The 1792-nt window shown below is 73.4% G+C and carries 1 protein-coding gene; it reads left to right on the forward strand.

Translation table 11 applies throughout. The annotated features are described in order from the left end of the window. A partial coding sequence (locus ACSNN9_RS28400) for an acyltransferase domain-containing protein (protein WP_436676379.1) occupies nt 1–1792 on the forward strand: 1792 nt, incomplete at both ends.

Consider the following 1792-nt stretch of genomic DNA (forward strand, 5'->3'; position numbering starts at 1 on the left):
GCGGTGGCTGAGGGTCGGCCGGCGGTGTCGGGTGTGGTGTCGGCGGGTCGTCGGGCGGTGTTGTTCACGGGTCAGGGCTCGCAGCGCGCCGGGATGGGCCGCGAGCTGTACGAGGCGTTCCCTGTGTTCGCTTCGGCCTTCGACGAGGTGTGTGCCGAGATCGACCCGCATCTGCCGCGTGGGTTGCGGGAGGTGGTGTTCGCCGAGGCGGGTTCCGCCGACGCGGCGCTGCTGGATCAGACCGTGTTCGCGCAGGCGGGGTTGTTCGCGGTCGAGGTGGCGTTGTGGGAGTTGCTGTCGTCGTGGGGTGTGCGGGCGGACTTCTTCGCGGGTCATTCGATCGGTGAGGTGACGGCGGCGTACGTGGCGGGGATGGTGTCCCTGGCTGATGCGTGTGTCCTGGTTTCGGCGCGGGGTCGGTTGATGCAGGCGTTGCCGGCCGGTGGGGTGATGGCGGCGGTCGGTGCCGCCGAGGTCGACGTGCGGGAGGTCATCGAGGCGTCGGGTGCGGCGGTGGACGTCGCGGCGGTGAACGGTCCGGCGTCGGTGGTGGTGTCGGGTGCCACCGACGAGGTCGCCTCGGTGGTGGCGGTGTGTCGTGAGCGGGGGTGGCGGGTCAAGGAGTTGTCGGTCAGTCACGCGTTCCATTCGCGGTTGATGGAGCCGATGTTGGACGAGTTCCGGTCGGTGGTGGCGGGGCTTGATTGGCGGGTGCCGCGGGTTCCGATCGTGTCGAATGTGAGCGGTGCGGTGGCGGATGCGTTGGAGTTGGTGGATCCGGAGTACTGGGTGCGGCACGTGCGGCAGCCGGTGCGGTTCGCCGATGGTGTGGCGGCGTTGCGGGCGCAGGGCGTGGACACGTTCCTGGAGGTCGGCCCGGACGCCGTACTGACCGCCATGGCCACCGAGGCGGAAGCCGCCGACGACGTGCGGTACGTCGCCACGCTGCGCCGCAACCAGTCCGACGTCGCCACCCTCACCACGGCCGTCGGGCAGCTCTGGGCCGCCGGCGTGCCCGTCGACTGGGCCGCGTACCTGCACCAGGCAGGCGCCCGGCCGCGTGTGGTCGAGCTGCCCACCTACGCCTTCGACCGGCAGCGCTACTGGCTGGAGGATCCCCAGCCCGCCCCGGCTCCCGAGGGGGCCAACGCCCCGTCCGACGAGCAGTTCTGGGCGGCGGTCGAGTCCGGTGACCTCGCGGTGCTGGACGACGAGTTGGCGCTGGGGGCGGACGAGCCGTCCACGGCGCTGCTGCCCAAGCTCGCCCGGTGGCGGCGGGCCACGCAGCAGCGGGCCGCCGTCGACTCCTGGCGGTACCGGGCGACGTGGCGTACGGCCGCCGTGCCGGAGTCCGCGACGTTGGCGGGCACCTGGCTGCTGCTGATGGCGCCGGGGCAGGAGGACCACCCGGTGGCCGCGGCCCTGGCAGCCCGGGCCGACCGGGCGGTCCCGGTGCTGGTCCCGGCCGGCGCGGACCGGGACCGGGTGGCGCGGCTGCTGCGGGAGGCGATGGGCTCCGACGGCCGGGACGCCTCCGTGGTGTCCCTGCTGTCGCTGGCCGACCGGCGGGAGCCCTCCGCGGTCCCGGCCGCCGCCGAGGTGTCGACGGCGCTGGCCGTGGTGCAGGCGCTGGCCGAGGTCGGCGGGACGGGCCGGCTGTGGTGGCTGACGCGCGGGGCGGTGTCGGTCGGCGGCTCGGACGTGTTGACCGATGTCGCGGGTGCTGCGGTGTGGGGTTTGGGTCGGGTGGTGGGTTTGGAGTTGCCGTTGCGGTGGGGTGGGTTGGTGGATT

The organism is Micromonospora sp. URMC 107 (genome assembly GCF_051386315.1).
GTDB lineage: Bacteria > Actinomycetota > Actinomycetes > Mycobacteriales > Micromonosporaceae > Micromonospora.